Raw genomic sequence first — 16,524 nt, forward strand, 5'->3', positions numbered from 1 at the left:
GGCCTTAAGCCGAAAGACGCTTGCGGCCCTGCGCGCGGCGGCCGGCGATGACCTTGCGGCCACCCTTGGTAGACATGCGCGCACGGAAGCCGTGGCGACGCTTGCGAACAAGCTTGGATGGTTGGTAGGTACGCTTCATTTATTTAAACACCGCGGAGTGCGGCCCTTCTTGAATTTGCATAATGCAAGGAGCGTTATTTTTCGAACGGGCGGGCCATAAAAGGCTGAGTGACCGGACGTGCGGCGGCTTATAGGGATGAAGCCGGTGAAAGTCAATTATACCGGATAATTTCGCTGCAAGCACCAACTCGGCAAGTATTTTCGCACTCCGGTATTAATAAATTCGATCTGCGCCGACTGGTTGTGATTTGTCGGCGCGGCAGACCGATCGCCCGGTTTTCAGGGCTTTGTGCGTCCCGGCCAGGGTCCACATGGATAATTTCCCCAGCCATAATCGTAAATAATGGAAATCTAACTTTAATAAATTTCGCCGATATTCAGGTCATCGGCTGGAATTTGCTTTCCAGGCAGTGGCGTACCTCAGGAGACAGCATTGAAGATCCGCGGCAAAATTAATCTGTTGGTATGCGTGATGGGCGCGGTGGCGCTTCTGATCGGCGCAACGGCGCTCTCGGCCATGCACGAATATAATCGCAACCTGACGGCTTACGAGCAGGCTGCCGCCCGCGCCTATGCCGGCGAACGCCTCAACCGCTTCGTCACGGCCGTGGTCATGGAAGCGCGCGGCATCTATGCGGCCAAGTCGATCAAGGACACGCCGAACTTCGCCAAGGGCCTGCTGGCCGGCCTCGACGAGATCGACAAGGTTATCGCGGGCTGGGCGCCGCTGGTTCCGGAAGACGAGAAGGGCGATTTCGCCAAGCTCGTCGCCCGCGCTGCGGAATTCCGCACCTTCCGTATGGAGACTGCCCGTCTCGGCACCGAAGTCGGCCCCGAGGCCGCCAGCGCCCAGGGCAACAATGACGCCAACCGCGCCAACCGCAAGGCGTTCCAAGCCGAAATCGACGCGGTCGTCGCCACCGACAAGGCAGCGCTCGAAACCGTCAATACCGAGATCGAAAGCTTCCGCACCTGGGTACTGATGCTCGTCCTCAGCATCACCGGCATCGGCATCGCGGTCGGCATCGGCATGGGCTTCTATATCGGCACCAGCCATCTGAGCCGCCCGATCAAGCGCGTCACCCGGGCGATCAATGAGGTCGCCAGCGGCAATTTCGAAGCCGAGGTTCCCTTTGCCGGACGCCAGGACGAAATCGGCGAGATGGCCGCCGCCGTTGCGGTCTTCAAGGCGAACGGCCTAGCCGTCAAGCGCCTGAACGCTCAGGAGGCGGCGATGCGCGCCAAGAGCGACGACCTGCAGTCGAGCATGTCCGTCGTCGTCGCCGCGGCTGCGGCCGGCGACTTCGGCCACCGCATCGACAAGGACTATGAGGACGAGAACCTCAACCAGTTCGCTGGCAACATCAACACGCTGCTGTCGAGCGTCGATGCCGGCATCGGCGAAACCCGCCGCGTCATCGCAAGCCTTGCCGAAGGCGATCTGACCCAGACGATGCGCGGCAGCTTCCAGGGCGCCTTCGCCGAGTTGCAGCAGAACGTCAACAATACCTTCGTCACCCTGCAGGCGACCATGCGCGAAGTGCGCGAGACGACGGAGGCCATGAACGGCAACACCGCCGAGCTGCGCAATGCCAGCGACGACCTGTCGAAACGCACCGAGCAGCAGGCGGCCGCCCTCGAACAGACATCGGCAGCGCTCGACCAGATTACTGCCGTCGTCCAGAACTCCACCGAGCGGGCGCATGAAGCAACCGTCATGGTCTCCGAAGCCAAGGACAAGTCTGGCGCTTCCGGGGTCGTCGTGCGCAACGCCGTCGAAGCCATGGGCCGCATCGAGCAGGCCTCGCGCGAAATCAGCCAAATCATCAATGTCATCGACGAGATCGCCTTCCAGACCAACCTGCTGGCGCTGAACGCCGGCGTCGAGGCGGCACGCGCCGGCGAGGCCGGAAAGGGCTTCGCAGTCGTCGCCCAGGAAGTGCGCGAACTCGCCCAGCGTTCGGCAACGGCCGCCAAGGACATCAAGGCGCTGATCACCAAGTCGGGCGACGAGGTCCAGGTCGGCGTCAAACTCGTCCAGGCGACCGGCGAGGCGCTCGCGGAAATCGGCACCCGCGTCATCGCCATCAACGATCATATCCATTCGATCGCCACGGCTGCCACCGAACAGTCGACCGGCCTCAAGGAAGTCAATACCGCCGTCAACCAGATGGACCAGGTGACCCAGCAGAATGCCGCGATGGTCGAAGAGACCTCCGCCGCCACGCACAGGCTTTCGGCCGAGGCCGGCGGACTGGTCCGCCTCATCTCCCGCTTCAGGCTGTCGGATGACGCGCCGGCACCGGTGGCGCTTGTCCGCAACGAGCCGCAAAGGCCGGTCGCCTCGCCCGCCCGCCGGGCGATCGCCAAGGTCGCCCGCGCCTTCGGCGGCAATACGGCCGCCGCCGAACAGAGCTGGGAAGAGTTCTGATCTGTTATCGATCATGCGCTTTGAAACGCCGCCTCCGGGCGGCGTTTCTTTGTGACGACATGACGCTGCTCGCAAAGATTTGAAAGCGGAGCCTTTTGGTCTAATATAAAGCTCCAACGGTGAAGGCGGCTGGAAGGTTGCCGATCGGGCGAGACAAAAATGCCGGTACAAGATCAGGGCGACAATCCTTCGGCCGAAACCCCCGCGACCGGCGAGACCGCAAGGGCGCCGTGCCCGTCTGCCGGTATGTTCGGCGGACTGTCGGGCAAGCTGCTCTGGCTGACTGTCTTCTTTATCATGCTCGCTGAAATCCTGATCTTCTTCCCCTCGGTCGCCAGCATGCGCATACGCTGGCTGGAGGACAGGCTGAACACGGCCGCTGCCGCCGCCATCGTCATCGATGGGCTGCAGCCGGTCGAGCTGCCGCGCGCGCTGCAGAAGGAGACGCTCGAGGCCACCGGCACCAAGGCAATCGTGCTGCGCAAGGATGGCACCTCGCGGCTCTTGGCGACGACCGATATGCCGACCTCCGTCGATGAAGCCTATGATCTCACCGACGTGCCGCCGGCAACGGCGATGCGCGATGCGCTTGACACCTTGATCTTCGGCGGCAGCCGGATGATCCGCGTCTACGGCCCGGTCGGCGACACCAATACCGGCGTCGAGGTGGTGATGAAGGACAGGCAGCTGCGCACCGCGATGTTTGCCTATTCCCGCAACGTTCTCCTGCTATCGGTGCTGATTTCGCTCTTCACCGCGACGCTGATCTTCTTTGCGATCAACCGCATCCTGATCGGCCCGATCCGCCGGCTGACCGGCAGCATGCAGCAATTCTCCTCCGATCCGGAAAACCCCGCGCATATTTATATCGGCGAGGGCGGCCGCGACGAACTGGCGGTTGCCGGCCGCAACCTCACCTCGATGCAGATGGAGCTGCAGAAGACGCTGAAGCAGCAGAAGAACCTCGCCGCTCTCGGCCTCGCCGTTTCCAAGATCAATCACGACATGCGCAATATCCTGGCCTCGGCGCAGCTGATGTCGGACCGGCTGGTCGATGTCGACGATCCGATGGTCAAGAGCTTCGCCCCGAAGCTCCTGCGCACCATCGACCGCGCCGTCGGCTATACCACCGAGGTGCTGTCCTACGGCAAGGCGAGCGAATCCGCCCCGCGCCGCCGCCATATCCCGCTTTTGGAACTCACCCAGGACGTCAAGGACATGCTGGCGATCGATCCGCAAAGCGGCATCGAATTCACCGAGCAGATCGGCGCCGATCTCAAGGTCGATGCCGATGGCGAGCAGCTGTTCCGGGTCATCCACAATCTCTGCCGCAACGCGCTGCAGGCGCTGACGGCGCCGGGCGAGGCTGCCCCTGGCGCCGTCAGGCGCATCACCGTCGCCGCCCAGCGCGTCGGCAGCGTCGTCAGCATCACTGTGGATGATACCGGCCCCGGCATGCCGCTGAAGGCGCGCCAGAACCTGTTTGCCGCCTTCCGCGGCTCCGCCCGCTCCGGCGGCACCGGCCTCGGCCTGACGATCGCCCGCGAGCTGGTGCTCGCCCATGGCGGCACGATCGCGCTGGTGGAAAAACCGACGGTGGGAACCCAGTTCCGCATCGAGATTCCCGATCGCCCGGTTTCGCTGGAGGATTACCGCAGCCGGACGCACCTTGAGAAGTGACCGGATTTCGAAAGCCGCGGCCGCAAATTATGAAACGCGCGATTTTTTCCGAAATGCTCTTGCATTGTCCCGAAGGACGCTTTAGAGGATCGCCCACGCAAGCGGCACCGCCGCAATTGCACGCACCCGTAGCTCAGCTGGATAGAGCACCAGACTACGAATCTGGGGGTCAGGAGTTCGAATCTCTTCGGGTGCGCCACTTCCTTTTTAGCAGCTTTAATTGCACTCAGTGCCGGATGGGCAACGTCATCTGACGTGGCTCTCTGATATTGTGCGTAACTGACCAGCATCTTTTCCTATGGTCCCATCGGAGGAACTGTGTCCGGTGGCAGTTGCCTGCGGAGGAAATTTGCCGTGACAATTTCAGAATTATTGACCGTCTCCAACCGACATCAGTTTCCCTTGCCGGATTTTCAGAACGGCGATGAAATAAGGTTTCCCGGCGCTTTGGTGTCGGCATTGCTTGATCGGTTCACAAAATCAGGAGACGCCGTCTTCGATCCCTTTGTCGGCCTAGGGACGACCTTCTTTGTCTGCGAGCAGAATGGCAGAATCCCTTATGGGATAGAAGCCGACCGGCAGAGATATGAATGGGTCAGGGAACGCATCACGACAAAGGATCATCTCTTCTGCGGTGATAGCGCGGGGCTGGCAGCCTTCGGCCTTCCCGAGATGGATTTCTGCATCACATCGCCACCATACATGCCCCATTGGCATAAATGGAACCCGCTTTACAACGGCGATCCCGATTATGACGGCTATGACGTTTATCTGAAACGCATGCAGGAAATATACGGCCAGATCTGCCAACGCATGAAGACGAATGCCTATCTTGTCGTTCAGGCCGATAATCTGACCAACGAAAAATTCTCCCCCCTTGCCTGGGATCTGGGAAGAGCTTTGTCAAAGGTCATGATGCTTGAAGGGGAAATTGTGGTGAATTGGTCTGAAGCGGTGGAAAGCGGCAACCGCTTCACCCAATGCCTCGTGTTCAAGAATACAGGCGGATGAAAAGTTCGCCGCGATAGCCGTTACAGTCTGTGCCCCAAGGCAGCCAAGCGAAAAACTATTGCTCGGCCGGGAAATCTCTTTCAAAGTCTTCCTTTTCTTTCTTGCCGTACGCGGATGAGTAATAGCCACTGCAAATCAGATATGAGCACTCATCCGGATCGCCCATTTCCCATCCCGGCAGGCAGGTAACCACGCGCTGGAATTTTTCGTTGCAAAGGCCGTGGTTTGCCAAGAGCCGCGGCTCATTTCCGAAATACGCGCTTATGGCTTTCTGGCGTGTCCATGCCGGAACGACTTTCCAATCCGCGGCGCCACCCTCAGCGCTCACATTGCCGGTCGCACAGAGCGACCAGTTGGAAATCACGACCGGCTGATCGCAGGGAAAGGCCTGGACGGCGCTTCCCAGCAGGATCGAAACCAAAGCCAGTAGCCGCTGGCCATAGACCATCGCGCCCTTCTTCCTCATGCCGACCTTTCGCATCCTGGCCTCCACCACGTTCAATTACCTGCCACCGTCTGACGGGATCAGGTGACCTCAAAAATGCCCTAAGATTTTTTTCCTAGTTCATGGAATGTTCTTACGCTAGATTGCTTGCCGTTGCAACCATGGAATGTTGAATTCCGGAGAATATTGTGGCGATTGGCAATGTCGGCGCCTGGTCTTTCCCTCCGCATCTGTGAAAAACGAGTTCTTCTGTCGTTTCTCGGAAGGAGGCGCTGGCGGCCAAGCTGAGGGGCTGATAGGGGAGTTCAACCCGCAGGACAAAAGCCGCCCCAGTGCCGGAAGCCGCCGGCTCGCGCCTCTCGGTGGAAGCATCAAGCCCAACAGCGTCCAAAATGCCTGGCCCTACTCCTTGATCGGGATTCCGGCTTCGATCGCAGCCTCGATGAAGGCCTGCCGCGCCTCTTCCCGGTTTCGTTTGCCCGACATGACATCCGCGCAAACCGCGCAGGCCCGATCCAGGGCCGGCCCCTCTTCGGTCGGCCAGTCTTCGATCAACGCCCATGTTGCCGCCTGGGTCGTCTGGATGACCACCCACTGATCCGGGCCTTCAAGGGCTAACGTCACCGGCTTCTTCCAAATGGTTTGCATGTCTCAGGACCTCCGCTGCGTGCTCTCTGCCGTCTCCTCACATAAGGCGGTTTATCCCGCGTGGCGAGGCGACGGCTAGAGCGAGATGTTTTTTTCAGCAAAGCCGACTGCAGGCTTATGCGGCGCCTCTTAGAAATCCTGGGCGAATTCGCACGCCAGCAATGTCTTGCCTTTGAAGGCATCCCCCTGGCGGGCGGCGATGGAAACTTTTCCAGGCCCGGCAAGTCCGGGCTCAGGCTGCTGATCGGCTGGAAGCTCGCGCGCATAGCCCTTGGTGGAGGTTCCAAGCAGGTCCGAGGTCTCCGGCTTCAACCCGTATTTTTTCGCCAGATCGTCAGCGCGTTGGCCCTCGACCAGAATTCCGACCGCATTGCTGGCAAAGAAAACCTCCGTCGACTTGAAGCCGTCGTGGCCGATCTGGCTCGGGATCTTGTAGATCGCTGCACCCAGCGACGACGTGTCCGGCTTGGCCAGAGCTTCCGCGGCATCATAGATTTCGGTTGCCGATGTTATCGAATAGGGCGGCTTGCAAAGGGCGGCATCGAAGAACTTTTCATTGGCCGAAGCGGCCAGGGCGTGTTCGGCCTGAAATGTCTGAAAAGCAACGAATAGCGAGATGGCAGCGGTGCGCATGAATTTGGCGTTATGCATGTGATATTTCCACGAGTTGGCAGTAGCGGGCCGCGTTCGATGATAAGTCCGGATGCTTAGGGGATTCGGAACGGCATTGCCACCTTAGGTTTAGCTTTCGGTCTTTTCGAAAGTGCCGCCAGATGTTTAATTGGAGATCGCTGTCCGGCTCGGATAGAGCGGCTCCGCTTGTCGAGACAGAGCATCACAGTCCCTACGACGGCGGGAGAGCCATGATCGCAGCCTATATCGACGAAATCATCATGTTTTGCGCAGGCCTGTGGATGACCTCGGTCGGCTTTGGTTATCTGCCGCTGCCCGGCTACTCCGCCAATCCGCCTTTGGTTCGTCACTTCAAGTGGATGGGGCCCATACTGCTCGTCATCGCCATCGTCCTGGCCGCCGCCTCATAGGGCTGGAGTGAACAAATGAACAATATGTTGGCTTGCCCATCGTGCGGATTGGACGAAACAGAATCGATTGTGCACTTCGATTCGTACATTCTTCGATGCGCCGCCTGCGGCGAAGCAATCGTCGCGACATCATTCATGGCGATGCTCGAGTCGGATCACGCGTTTTCAGCCTTTGCCGATCCGGGGCCTGGAAAACACCTTGCGCCAGAGATGCTCATCGCTCGCGGACCGCTTCGGCAGATCTCAACGAAATCAGCGGCGCGGCGTCTAACGGAACGCTGATACGCCTGATCCCTGAACCCAAGGATTGAAATCCGACTTCGCGTCGGTTTATGGGTTTAGCCCAGCGACAGCCGCGCCGCGCACCAGTGCCATACCGCATCGACCGCCTTTCGCGGCGATGACGCGCGTTTGCGGATAAGGAAATAGTCCGGTTCGATCAGCGTCGTCGCATCCGTCACCTGCACCAGCCGCCCGGCCTCGAGATCCGCCGCCACGAACGCCCGGCAGGCCAAAGCGACGCCCTGGCCGGCGAGCGCGGCATCGAGGGCCAGCGTGGTGTGGTTGAACACCGCGCCCGGCAGCTTCTCGCGCGATCGCAGGATGAGCGGCCAGGGGCTGACCGCGTCATGCAGAAGCGGCAGCTTGCGAAGCGCATCGGCCGTCAGCGGAAGGGGTAGGCCCTTGACGAGGTATGGGCTGGCGACGGCGACCAGTTCCTGGCGGAACAGCAGCCTTGTTTCCAGCGAGGCTGGGAAGGGCCCGCGGGTCAGCCGCACCGCAATGTCCACCTGATCGCGGTCGAAGTCCGACAGCGCCTCGGTGGCGACCGTTCGCAGTTCCACGTCGGGGAGGGCGGCTTTGAACTCGGCGAGACGCGGGATCAGCAGCTTGGCGGCGACCGTCGGGGTGACGCTGATCGTCACGGCGTCCGGCCGGGCGAGAAGCCGTCCGGTCGCCTCGCCGAGCGTGTCGAAGGCGCGGGTCACATCCGCCAGATAGGCTGCGCCTTGCGGGGTCAGAGCCAGACCGCGCGGCAGACGTTGAAACAGCATCAGGCCGAGTTGATCCTCCAGCGCGCGGACCTGCTGCGCCACCGCACCCTGAGACACTCCCAGCTCCTCGGCGGCGGTGCGGAAATTCAACCTGCGGCCCGAGACCTCGAAGGCGCGGAGCGCATTCAGCGGCGGCAGCTTGCGGCGGGGTTGGGCCATTGAGATTTCCGGAGGCTCTCCAGTAGATTTTCTACAGTCTGACACGTTTCTTTCTGAGGCGAAAGTCGGCGCTGTCTCTGGCATACTGCTTCGCAATTCAACGATTGGAGGCTTCGATGTCTAAAGAAAAAGTCGCTCTCATCACCGCAGGCGGTTCCGGCATGGGTGCTGTCGCCGCACGGAAGCTGGCTGCGGACGGCTATCGCATTGCGGTGCTCTCTTCGTCGGGCAAGGGCGAGGCGCTCGCCAAGGAATTGGGCGGTGTCGGCGTCACCGGCTCGAACCTGGTCAATGACGATGTGAAGCGGCTCGTCGATCTGGCGATGGAGAGATGGGGGCGGATCGATGCGCTGGTCAATTCCGCCGGCCATGGGCCGCGTGCGCCGATCCTCGAAATTACCGACGAGGATTGGCACAAGGGCATGGAGGTCTATTTCCTCAGCGCCGTGCGGCCGATCCGGCTGGTCGCGCCGATCATGGAGGCCCAGGGCGGCGGCGGCATCGTCAACATCTCGACGGCATGGGCCTTCGAGCCATCGGCGATGTTTCCCACTTCGGCCTTCGCCCGGGCGGGGCTGGCAAGCTTCACCAAGATTTTTGCCGACACCTATGCGGCGAAGAACATCCGCATGAACAATGTCCTGCCCGGCTGGATCGACAGCCTGCCGGCCACCGACGCGCGGCGCGACAGCGTGCCGATGGGCCGCTATGGCACAGCCGAGGAAATCGCCGCGACCGTCGCCTTCCTGCTCTCCGAGGGCGCCGGCTACATCACTGGCCAGAACATCCGCGTCGACGGCGGCATTACCCGTTCCGTCTGAGTCAGGCCATGGAAACAGATCATGAGGCCGTGCCGCCGAACCTCGCGGATATAGACGCTTCCGCATGGCGGGAGCTTGAAACGGCTGCGTCAAATCCGCAGTCGGGTTTCCGGTTCGTGAACCTCTGCTCGGTGGATTCAGAGGCGAGGCCGCAGGCGCGCATGGTGGTCTTGCGGCGCGCCGACGGGTCATTGCGGGTTCTGGAATTTCACACCGATAGCCGCAGCCCGAAATGGCGGGAGCTTTCGGCAAATCCCCATGTCGTAGTCCTCGGCTTCTGCCCGCAGACGCGGCTGCAGTTTCGCCTTCAGGGAACGGTCGAACTGCATGCCTCCGGCAGCGATCAGGCGAACGCCGCCTGGGACACGCTCTCCCCCTGGACGCGGACGACCTACACCGGCGGTCCGCCCGGCGACGAGTGTGGTTTTGACATGATCGATGAGGCGGTTCTACCAAAGCCTGCGGATGAGGCGGAGGGAAAGCCGCACTTCGGCCTGCTGATCTTTCGCGCCCGCATGCTGGACTGGTTCCAGTTGCGCCGGCAGGGCAATCGAAGGGCGCTGTCGACCTATGACGAGACGGGCGCTCTTGCCGCCTGTCGATGGGTCAATCCATAATCTGGGAGGCCATGATATGGAATGGGCGCACCCTCATGGGCGCAGCCGGACGACGATCGAAGCTCCCGGAACCCTCAACTGTTCCGCCATCGCTTCCAGATCTTTTCCATCGGTGCCCGCCAGAACAATGTGGCCATCCATGATCGGCTCCCTCATCCAAGGTTCCATGACGACCTTGTCGTTGATCAGCAACTGCGTTTGCCGTCCCAATGCGGCTTGCGTGAAATCGCGGAATTTGGCGGTGCTTTCCGGCGTGAGTACGATAGTCAGCCCCCGATCATAAGAGATGGGAGACCGGGCGACCTCGGCGCTCTTCACCTCGAGCGAGACGGGCGCGATCGCTTCAGCCCCGTCTTTTTCCGTCACCACCGCCGTCTCCTGCGATTCCGGCGGCGAAGGCGGCGTGGAAAGCTCGTCCAGGATGCCCGGCCCGGCCTTGGCAGATGGCAGCGGCTCGACATGCAGATCGGGCGTCTGCAATACCTTGGCCGTCACCACGGCGGGGAGCGGCAAGCGCGCCGGCATGTCGTCCCGCAATATGTGGGTGTAGGTGCGCAGCGTAAATCCGCCTGTGGTCACGCTGACGATCTCGGTGGCTTCGACCGCCGAACCATCGTCCAGCGAGACGACGAATTTGGCGCTTCGGGTCTTGCCGGCGCGTTTGATGGAAGCCAGCTGATCGGCGGTAAGGTTCTTTACCCGCTCGGGAAAGGCCGCCATCATCTTTGCCGTCGCCGGCTGCTGCGACTGACTCAACGCTGCGGGATCGAATTCTTCCGAGAGGGAAAGAGTTGCCGTGTGGGAGGCAGCGTCGGTGGACTCAAGGGTCCAGGTCGACACCACGGGGACATTGACGCCGCTATAATCCTCGATCCGCGACGCCGCCGCGGGCTGCCCGATCTGCATGACCTGATCCTGATAGAATTGTCCGGTCGCAAGCAGCTGCGCCTCCGGCACCAAGGCGGTGACGATCAGCAGCGGGTTTTGCTCTATCTTGCCGATGATACCATTGACCCCATTTTCCGCGGGCGCGGTCCCACCTGGTCCATTGGCGGCCATTTCCCGCATATGCGCCAGGATCCCATCGACGCCGAAGAGGTTGGTGGGAAAGCCGTTCAGGTCCGTTTCCAGCTCGAGCGTGCTGGTGCCATAGACTGCAAGGGAGTTCCGATAGAGCAAGTTCATCTGATAGCTGTCGGTAGGGCCAGCAGTGCCTTCCGGCAATTCGGCATTGAGGGACCAGCGGGCCCGCATGCCGCTTTCATCCCGCGACAGAACCGTCATGCGCTGGCGAAATACGCCGCGCGCCGTCACCGCGGCACCTGGCTTGTCGAACCAGAACGACATATCGCTTTCGGTGGCTTTCTGAACGCTGTAGCCGCGCTCGGCGCCGGTCGCCGGCGCATAGCTGGGGATTGTGACGCCGTCATCGGACCACGCCGGACCGGAGAGCGTGACACAGACGCAAAACCAGACAAGTCTTCTCCAGTGCGGTGATTTCATGCTGGCTGGCCTCTGACATTCCTGCCGAGATCCTAGCAGGAAGGCCTCGGTGATATAAGATCAAAACTAAGAATATTTTCCTATCCTGTGGATCGTGCTTGCGATATGTTGCACGCAATTGCAACCATGGAATGCTGAATGTCGAGCAAATTTTTTCCCGTTGGCGAAATGATCGTCCGGACGAACTTCCGCTGTCGCCCGCAGAATTCCCGGCCTCGCAAGGTGGGAGTCTTGCCGAAGGATCGGCTGGCAACGAGGGTTAGGGGCTGATGGTGGAATTCAACCCGCGCGACAAGAGCCGAACCAGTGCCGGAAAGACGCGGGCGATGGTGCGAAAACATACCGCTCCGCCCGGCAGGAGCGATGACGGCAGCCTTCGCTGGCAATGGCTGACGATCCAGTTGCTGGAATCGCCGGCATTCACGACATTGAGCGCCAATGCCTGCCGCGCCTTCTTCCGCATCATCATCGAACACACCGCCCATGCCGCCTTGGAAAACGGCAAGCTTGTCGTGACCCATCCCCAGTTCGTGTCCTACGGCGTCACCGGCGAATATGTCGCCGATGCGCTTGATGAATTGGCATATAAGGGGCTGGTCAAAGTTCGCCGCGGCCGCGCAGGCAGCGGGGTCGCGCATCCCAACCGCTTCACCCTGACATTTGTCGGCGACCATGAAGGCGCGCCGGCCACCGACGAGTGGAAACAATGCACGGCCGATAGATGCCGGAAATGGTCCGAGACCGACCGCAAACTTGCCGCCGACAAACGCGGGCGCGTCGGCCGGAAGAAAAAAACGCCACTTCGGAATCCCGAATCCCACCGCTTCGGGATCCCGAAATTCGCCGCGCTTCGTGAGCTATGACCCTCGGAAAATATTGAGGGATTTCAATGCCGCAGCCAATTTCGGGATTCCGAAGTGCTATATAGAGTTTGGTGGGGACGAAGGCACTTTGCCACGATCAGGAACTCCGTCTCCCGCCCGCCGATCCTTCCGGCCGAAACCGTGCGCAGCAGAAGGCCGAAGGCTTCATAGAGCCAATAAAGCGGAGGAATTCGGTCCTTGAGCGCATGCACCTGGGTCGACACATATTCTCCGACGAAGACGATATCCATGCCGAGTTCCTTCAGTGTCCCGGCGATCTCCGAATGCGATGCCTCTGCGGCGTGCTCGACGCGAAACGGGGCATAACCCGGTTTTCCCGCGTTTTTCTGCCGCAGCACGTAGCGGTAGAACAGGACGTGGGTCCACCAGGGCGTGAGGTCGGTGAAGATCCCTTTGGTCGAATTCAGGATCGGACCCTTGACGAAGACCAGGCCACCGGGGGACAGGGTGTCGTGGGCTCTGAGCAAGGCGGCGCGCGGGCTTTCCAGATGCTCGAGTACGTCCCAAAAGACACACGCGTCGAAGCGGCGGTCTCCGTAGTCGATAGTCTGCGCATCGCCGAGGATCCGCTCGCAAGCATCCCGGTTCCTCTCGAGCTGCTCCTTCGAGATATCCAGCACCGTATATCTGGCGCCCTCCAAGGGAATATGGGTGCGGGAGCCGCCGCCAACCTCGAGAATATCCGTGTGGATCTTGCTTGAAAAGGCTGACCGCGCGTGTGACAGCGCATCGTTTACCCACGGCGAAGCCATAATCTTCCTCCCCAGGAGAGATTAGCGTCTGCGACTATAAGTAAGCATTAATATAACGTTTAAGCAATATTTAAACTTTCGATGCCGGTGTGCCTAAAGCGCGTCGCGTCAAACTTGATTCATGCGACGCGCTTTAGCTCTTTGTTTTCACGCATGTCGCTGCCGCAAAACCGCGGCACACTTTTGCGCGACATGCTTTAGTTTCGCGCAACCTTGCTGATGTACCCGCAGGTCTGATGAGTCTCAGAGGCGCTTCGGCCGGAGGATTGCATGATGGTGGGTATTTTTCGGGCTCTGGCGGTCCTTGCGATGATGACGGCGCTTGCCGGCTGCATCGACCATGCCAATGATCCGGTGCTCCTGGCGGTGGGCGTGCCGGTCAATCCGCCTGCTGTTGCGCACGGCATCTGCATGACCGATGGCAACGCCATGTATGACGAGGCGAGGAAGCAGTATCAGCTGCGGGCCCAGCTGACCGGCTACGCTCAGGCCGACGAGCTGGAGGCGGAAACGATAGCGCGCGCTGCGGCCCACCGGCAATATGTCGCCTGCCTCTCCGGCCAGGGCTACCGGACATTATACGCGAATTGAGAACAGAGAATTCAGATTTCCACCCTGGCGCCGTTTGAGCCCGTCTGCCGATCGCGACTTTTCACGTTTTTCGGCGCTTTGGTCACGCCGGATCGCCTGCAATCACGAGTTTTGGAAGCTGCATGTGAGCGAGGAACCAGGCAGCTGGAAAAGGCATTTTCATCAGGTAAATCCACGAAGGAGGGTTTATCATGAAGACGCTCAGACTGACCCCTTTCACCACGGTGCTCAGTGCCTTTCTCGCCCTCGCGTCGATCGCGTCGATCGCGCCGGCGCAGGCGGCACCTGTCCAGGCAGTTCGGCCGCCCGATCTCCAAGCCGAAAAAATGGTGCAATATAAACCACATGCCGGGTCCTGGCATGGATATCAGGGCTTTCACACCGAGCGCGCCGGCACCCGCCGCCATTCCGACGGTTACTGGTATCCGCTTGCCGCCTTCGGCGTCGAAGCCGGCACCACGGGCTCCATCGTTCGCCAGCCGGTGAACAGACCGGCAGCCCCGGAAATGTGCAACCCTACGTTTTCCGGATCGATCGGTCCCGGCAGCATGCCTTGTGATAACGGCTATTGAGCCGGCAAATGAAAGAGGCGGCCCTGAGCCGCCTCTTTCTCGATCATGGGGCCGCTCACATATCCGTGACCTCCATTTTGGCGCCGTAGTATGTGACAGATCGCCTTCCTAACTCCGGGGCGCAAATTCCCTGAATCCTCCCAAGGAGACGATTATGACCACGACCTTCAAGAGCGGCCTGACCGCCGCCGCTTTCAGTGCAATCCTCGGCCTCTCTGCCTTTTCGGCCACGGCAGCTCCCCTCCAGTCGAGCGCGACGGAGCAAGGTGCGACAGCGCGCCCGGTTGCTCAGGAAACCAAGGTTGAACATGACAGGCGCACGACCGGTTCGATCGGCGAGCGCGCGGAAAGCATGGGTTCGACACACTATATGATGAACCCGAAGAAGCCCCTCAACATGGATTGCAAACTCGGCTTCAACCCCACGAGCAGCTCCAGCTGCAACTATTGACGAGCGCCCCGCCGTTCGCGGCCAAGTTGGCAGACTTTGTCGGCAATATGGAGGCGGCCTTTTTGGGCCGCCTTTTGCTGTAGGGACCGGTACAACCGTCTTCCACAAATCTTGCATCAACTGCAAAAATGCAATAAGTGAAAAATCAACAGAGATTTCGACAGAAAAAACCGCGCAAATCGCCTGTTCGCACAGGTGTTTGATGCGTCTGCCTTGGAATTGCCATGCTCGCCGCGATGGTCGCATTTCATAATCAATCGAATTTCAGACAGGTGGGATAGTCATGACCGCAAAGGCTGCATGCTCCGATTTCCTGCATTTTTTTCGCTCCTGGATCAGCAACCCGCTTCGTGTCGCCGCCATCGCGCCGTCGGGCGATTCGCTTGCCAGGATCATGACCAGTGAAATTGCCGCGCTCGACGGGCCGATCATCGAGCTTGGCCCCGGAACCGGCGTCTTCACCCGGGCGCTGTTGACGCGCGGCGTCAGCGAGGCGGATCTGACCCTGATCGAGTACGGCCCGGAATTCATCGCCGCGCTGCAGGCGCGTTTCCCTATGGCGCGTGTGTTGCAGATGGATGCGGCCCAGCTCGCCCATGCCGATATTTTCGAGGGCGAACCGGTCGGCGCCGTTGTCAGCGGCCTGCCGCTCTTATCGATGTCGCCGCGCAAGATCGCCTCGATCCTGGCCGGAGCCTTCGCCTATATGCGGCCGGGCGGGGCCGTCTATCAATTTACCTATGGGCCGCGCTGCCCGGTGCCGCGGCCGATCCTCGACCGTCTCGGCCTGAAGGCGGTGCGCATCGGCGGCACGGTGCGCAACCTGCCGCCGGCCTCCGTCTACAGGATTTCCCGCCGCAAACCGCTTGAGCTGTCGCGCGAGCGCTTCAGCTATCGTGAGAGCGAAGCCGAACTCGACGATATTGCCGCTTTTTCCAACGAAACCGGCGGCTGAGTGATGATGCCGGGCTGACATGGCTGACAGCAAACGGACGGCGACCGGGGAAGGCAGGCGGGAACGCAAGCGGCGGCAGACGCGCGAGCGCATCGAGCAGGCGGCGATGACACTCTTTCTCCAGCGCGGCTTCGAGGCCACGACCGTCGAGGACATCACCGAAGCGGCCGACGTCTCCAAGCGCAGCTTCTTCGACTATTTCCCCTCCAAGGAAGAGGTGGTGTTTGCCTGGCAGGACAGTTTCGCCGATCGGCTGATGGCTGCGATCGCCGCAAGGCCGGCAGAAGAGCCCTTGGTGGCCGTGGTCGAGGCGGCGATCATCGCCACCGTCATCGCCGCTGTCGACGAGCGCGGCCTGGCGCTCGCTGAACTCATTCATCGCACGCCGGCGCTGAACGCCCGCGACCAGCTGAAATATGCCAGGCTGGAGCAGAAGCTCGCCGAGGCGCTGCTTCTGCGCAAGGGAAATGATCCGCAAGAGCGGTCGCGCATGCGCATTCTCGCGGCGGTCGTCATCGGCGCGCTGCGCGTCGGGGCCGAACTTTGGCAGCAGCGCCCGCCGGGTGCCGCGCCGCAGGATTTTGCCGAGGAAATCTTCGCCGAGCTCTGGAGGATCCTGGCTGAATTCGGCGACGAGGCGAAGACCAGGCTTTGATGTCGGTCGCTCAATCCGCGCACCCTGCGGCATTTTCGGTTCCGTCCCTGTCCGTGCCCGCGGCTCCCTCCTATATGTGCAAGCGTCATAAAGGCCATAGTCTCGATATCACCGTGATCGGCGGATCATCA

Annotated in this window: 18 protein-coding genes, 1 tRNA gene and 2 pseudogenes; 14 read left to right on the forward strand and 7 right to left on the reverse strand. The window is 60.9% G+C overall.

Features of this window, described 5'->3' with window-relative positions; genetic code table 11:
* Nucleotides 1–4 precede the first annotated feature (4 nt).
* Nucleotides 5–139, reverse strand: coding sequence for a 50S ribosomal protein L34 (gene rpmH / locus K6N12_RS20145; RefSeq protein ID WP_003570740.1), 135 nt, complete (start codon nt 137–139; stop codon nt 5–7).
* 414 nt (nt 140–553) lie between these two features.
* On the opposite strand from rpmH, the gene K6N12_RS20150 reads away from it, so the two are divergent.
* The 4 genes from K6N12_RS20150 to K6N12_RS20165 all read left to right on the forward strand — a co-directional run bounded on the left by K6N12_RS20150 (nt 554) and on the right by K6N12_RS20165 (nt 5,242).
* Entirely contained in the window at nt 554–2,551 is a 1,998-nt protein-coding gene (locus tag K6N12_RS20150) for a methyl-accepting chemotaxis protein (protein WP_097624695.1), read from the forward strand.
* 159 nt (nt 2,552–2,710) lie between these two features.
* Complete coding sequence (locus tag K6N12_RS20155; protein ID WP_097624696.1) at nt 2,711–4,231, forward strand: ATP-binding protein; 1,521 nt, start codon at nt 2,711–2,713, stop codon at nt 4,229–4,231.
* Between the two features lie 122 nt (nt 4,232–4,353).
* Nucleotides 4,354–4,430, forward strand: a tRNA-Arg gene (locus K6N12_RS20160).
* A gap of 155 nt (nt 4,431–4,585) precedes the next feature.
* Entirely contained in the window at nt 4,586–5,242 is a 657-nt protein-coding gene (locus tag K6N12_RS20165; protein ID WP_097624697.1) for a DNA methyltransferase, read from the forward strand.
* Nucleotides 5,243–5,297: 55 nt separating this feature from the next.
* On the opposite strand, the gene K6N12_RS20170 is transcribed toward K6N12_RS20165, so the two are convergent.
* From K6N12_RS20170 to K6N12_RS20180, 3 genes are all read right to left on the reverse strand, one after another.
* Entirely contained in the window at nt 5,298–5,723 is a 426-nt protein-coding gene (locus K6N12_RS20170) for a hypothetical protein (RefSeq protein ID WP_097624698.1), read from the reverse strand.
* A 366-nt stretch (nt 5,724–6,089) separates the two neighbouring features.
* On the reverse strand, nt 6,090–6,335 hold the full coding sequence (locus tag K6N12_RS20175) for a DUF982 domain-containing protein (RefSeq protein ID WP_025415228.1): 246 nt from the start codon (nt 6,333–6,335) through the stop codon (nt 6,090–6,092).
* Nucleotides 6,336–6,464: 129 nt separating this feature from the next.
* Nucleotides 6,465–6,986 carry a hypothetical protein gene (locus K6N12_RS20180; RefSeq protein WP_097624699.1) on the reverse strand — a complete coding sequence of 174 codons (522 nt, stop codon included), beginning with the start codon at nt 6,984–6,986 and terminating at the stop codon, nt 6,465–6,467.
* A gap of 212 nt (nt 6,987–7,198) precedes the next feature.
* On the opposite strand from K6N12_RS20180, the gene K6N12_RS20185 reads away from it, so the two are divergent.
* Both K6N12_RS20185 and K6N12_RS20190 read left to right on the forward strand, forming a co-directional pair.
* The gene (locus K6N12_RS20185; RefSeq protein ID WP_097624700.1) at nt 7,199–7,378 is read left to right on the forward strand and encodes a hypothetical protein; all 180 of its coding nucleotides are present in this window, start codon (nt 7,199–7,201) and stop codon (nt 7,376–7,378) included.
* 15 nt (nt 7,379–7,393) lie between these two features.
* Nucleotides 7,394–7,689: pseudogene (locus tag K6N12_RS20190) on the forward strand (hypothetical protein).
* A gap of 27 nt (nt 7,690–7,716) precedes the next feature.
* Here the strand turns inward: K6N12_RS20190 and K6N12_RS20195 are convergent.
* Nucleotides 7,717–8,592 carry a LysR substrate-binding domain-containing protein gene (locus tag K6N12_RS20195; RefSeq protein WP_097624702.1) on the reverse strand — a complete coding sequence of 292 codons (876 nt, stop codon included), beginning with the start codon at nt 8,590–8,592 and terminating at the stop codon, nt 7,717–7,719.
* Nucleotides 8,593–8,708: 116 nt separating this feature from the next.
* Here K6N12_RS20195 and K6N12_RS20200 point away from each other — a divergent pair, with 116 nt between their 5' ends.
* Together K6N12_RS20200 and K6N12_RS20205 are read left to right on the forward strand one after the other, a co-directional pair.
* Nucleotides 8,709–9,413: an SDR family oxidoreductase gene (locus K6N12_RS20200; RefSeq protein ID WP_097624703.1), complete on the forward strand. Its 705-nt coding sequence runs from the start codon at nt 8,709–8,711 to the stop codon at nt 9,411–9,413.
* A gap of 8 nt (nt 9,414–9,421) precedes the next feature.
* A complete protein-coding gene (locus K6N12_RS20205; protein ID WP_097624704.1) occupies nt 9,422–10,030 on the forward strand; it encodes a pyridoxamine 5'-phosphate oxidase family protein in 609 nt (202 codons plus the stop codon).
* 33 nt (nt 10,031–10,063) lie between these two features.
* Here K6N12_RS20205 and K6N12_RS20210 read toward each other — a convergent pair whose 3' ends face one another.
* Nucleotides 10,064–11,533, reverse strand: a complete 1,470-nt coding sequence (locus tag K6N12_RS20210; protein WP_097624705.1) for a hypothetical protein — start codon at nt 11,531–11,533, stop codon at nt 10,064–10,066.
* A gap of 269 nt (nt 11,534–11,802) precedes the next feature.
* Between K6N12_RS20210 and K6N12_RS20215 the strand changes: the two are divergent.
* Nucleotides 11,803–12,389 (forward strand): annotated as a pseudogene (locus tag K6N12_RS20215) (hypothetical protein).
* A 30-nt stretch (nt 12,390–12,419) separates the two neighbouring features.
* Here the strand turns inward: K6N12_RS20215 and K6N12_RS20220 are convergent.
* The gene (locus K6N12_RS20220) at nt 12,420–13,169 is read right to left on the reverse strand and encodes a class I SAM-dependent methyltransferase (protein WP_222148948.1); all 750 of its coding nucleotides are present in this window, start codon (nt 13,167–13,169) and stop codon (nt 12,420–12,422) included.
* Between the two features lie 270 nt (nt 13,170–13,439).
* On the opposite strand from K6N12_RS20220, the gene K6N12_RS20225 reads away from it, so the two are divergent.
* From K6N12_RS20225 to K6N12_RS20245, 5 genes are all read left to right on the forward strand, one after another.
* A complete protein-coding gene (locus tag K6N12_RS20225) occupies nt 13,440–13,760 on the forward strand; it encodes a hypothetical protein (RefSeq protein ID WP_097624708.1) in 321 nt (106 codons plus the stop codon).
* Nucleotides 13,761–13,951: 191 nt separating this feature from the next.
* Complete coding sequence (locus K6N12_RS20230) at nt 13,952–14,332, forward strand: cell surface protein (RefSeq protein WP_097624709.1); 381 nt, start codon at nt 13,952–13,954, stop codon at nt 14,330–14,332.
* A gap of 154 nt (nt 14,333–14,486) precedes the next feature.
* Nucleotides 14,487–14,783, forward strand: coding sequence for a hypothetical protein (locus tag K6N12_RS20235; RefSeq protein WP_097624710.1), 297 nt, complete (start codon nt 14,487–14,489; stop codon nt 14,781–14,783).
* A 283-nt stretch (nt 14,784–15,066) separates the two neighbouring features.
* Nucleotides 15,067–15,738 (forward strand): class I SAM-dependent methyltransferase, encoded by a 672-nt coding sequence (locus K6N12_RS20240; RefSeq protein ID WP_097624711.1) that lies wholly within the window; start codon nt 15,067–15,069, stop codon nt 15,736–15,738.
* A gap of 19 nt (nt 15,739–15,757) precedes the next feature.
* Nucleotides 15,758–16,393 carry a TetR family transcriptional regulator gene (locus tag K6N12_RS20245; RefSeq protein ID WP_097624712.1) on the forward strand — a complete coding sequence of 212 codons (636 nt, stop codon included), beginning with the start codon at nt 15,758–15,760 and terminating at the stop codon, nt 16,391–16,393.
* The last annotated feature ends 131 nt before the right edge of the window (nt 16,394–16,524 follow it).

It is taken from the genome of Rhizobium redzepovicii, assembly GCF_019793435.1.
Classification (GTDB): Bacteria; Pseudomonadota; Alphaproteobacteria; order Rhizobiales; family Rhizobiaceae; genus Rhizobium; species Rhizobium redzepovicii.